Origin of the sequence: Nitrosomonas sp. GH22 (assembly GCF_009833115.1) — a bacterium.
Lineage (GTDB): Bacteria > Pseudomonadota > Gammaproteobacteria > Burkholderiales > Nitrosomonadaceae > Nitrosomonas > Nitrosomonas eutropha.
Genome location: NZ_QRCA01000060.1, coordinates 1 through 1,842 on the forward strand (window position 1 = coordinate 1; position 1,842 = coordinate 1,842).

Here is a 1,842-nt window from a genome sequence, read left to right on the forward strand (position 1 = left end):
AGNTTGCANAACGGCTCATTGCATACTGGAATGAATGGTTTGAGCTGTGACCAGCGGGATTTGCCGGTCAATGGGATGGTTTCAGGAAGATTGGTTGTTTTGTTGCTTGTCATTAGAAATGCTCCGCAATGATTAAAGAATCACTAGAGAGCAGAAGCAATATTCCCTTAACTTTTATATACTTTATGTGCTATGATTACCCATAGTTTGCTAAAGTATTGTTAGTGTATTGTTTCTGCCGTTGGGCAGATCAAAGCAACCAAGTGTATAACTCGCTGATTGCTTCATTCAGCCTGCCCGGTTGGTGATTGGCGTCACTACCGGGCAATCCCTTGTATCTAGTGGTCAAGGGTGGTCAATAGTACCATATGTTGTGCTTTGTACAAATACTACCCAGATCCTCTATTGGCTGGAATCTTTTTGTCATATTCCTTTCATCTCAATATATTCTCCCCACCATTGCATCATTTTCCTGCGCTGTTCAAGGTACAGGGCGTGATTGTAAGCCGCTGAAACTTCATCACGCTCTGCATGTGCCAGTTGTAGTTCTATCCATTTGTGGTCGAAATTTTTCTCATGTAAGACAGTTGATGCCAGTCCACGGAAGCCGTGCCCTGTCATACGGCCCTTGTAACCTATGCGGTATAGCGCATAAATAATGGTGTTGTTGCTCATGGTCTTGCCATTACGTCGCTCGTTGGGGAACAACAGAACCGGGTCACTGTTCAATGCCTTGATTTCGCGCAAGACAGTTATTGCCTGGTCGCTCAAGGGGACGATATGCTGACTACGCATTTTCATGCGCTCTGGCGGGATACGCCATTCGGCATTATCAAAGCTAATCTCTTCCCACCGTCCGCCGATCAGTTCACTTGTCCGAATGAATGTTAGCGTCATTAACTGCAAAGCCAGTCGTGTAAGTGGTTGCCCGTCGTACTGATTAATCTTCTGGAGTAAATCCGGCAGCTCTGATTCAGGTATCCGCTTGTGATTAACTTTTTTCCGTTTCTTTAGAATGTCAGCTGGTTTTATGTCTGCTGCCGGGTTTCGTTCTGATAACCCGTGCTGCACCGCATAGCACATAACCTGCCCGCACATGGTTAAAACACGTTTTGCAATATCCAGCGCGCCACGGCTTTGCACCTTGTACACAAGCTCAATAAAGTGCATGGCTGTGAGTGTATTGACTGGTTTTGCACCAATGAACGGGAATATATCGGCTTCCATTCTTCTCAAGGTATAGGCTACATGGCGCTCTGTCTTGGCATGCTTCCAATGCATCCACCATGCCCGCGCCACCGCCTCGAAACTGTTTTCAACAGACACGATCGCTTTCCGTTTTTCTTCCTTGCGATGAGTCGATGGATTGATGCCCTGTTTTAGTATCGCCTTGTACCCATCATGAATTGATCGGGCTTGCGCCAGGGTTGTTTCCGGGTATTTCCCAAGGGAAAGCATGGATTCTTTCTCATTGAATAAATACCGGTACCGCCAGTGCTTTGAACCGTCAGGATATATCAGCAGGGTCAATCCGTTGCCGTCTGTCAGCTTGTATTGCTTCTCTTTGGGTTTTGCAGCTCGAATGGCTGAATCAGTTAGTTTCATTGGTAAAACCGGGTAGAAATGAAATGGGTAAAAAATATATCCGGTTTTCTACCCGTTTTTTGAAATGTTACCCGGTTTTACCAAGGTTGCCAATGAATGACTAGATATGCTGCTAGATTAAGTGTTTGTGCGGGTTTGTTTGTTGACGGTGGGTATTAATTGCTATATCTTTGGCGGAGAAGGCGGGATTCGAACCCGCGGTACGGTATTACCTGTCACTTATACAGCTTTCCAGGC

1 protein-coding gene is annotated in these 1,842 nt (G+C 45.9%); it reads right to left on the bottom strand.

The features are described from left to right. Positions 1-423: 423 nt before the first annotated feature. Positions 424-1,605 (bottom strand): integrase arm-type DNA-binding domain-containing protein, encoded by a 1,182-nt coding sequence (locus ABF86_RS12115; RefSeq protein ID WP_074684495.1) that lies wholly within the window; start codon positions 1,603-1,605, stop codon positions 424-426. Between the last annotated feature and the right edge of the window lie 237 nt (positions 1,606-1,842).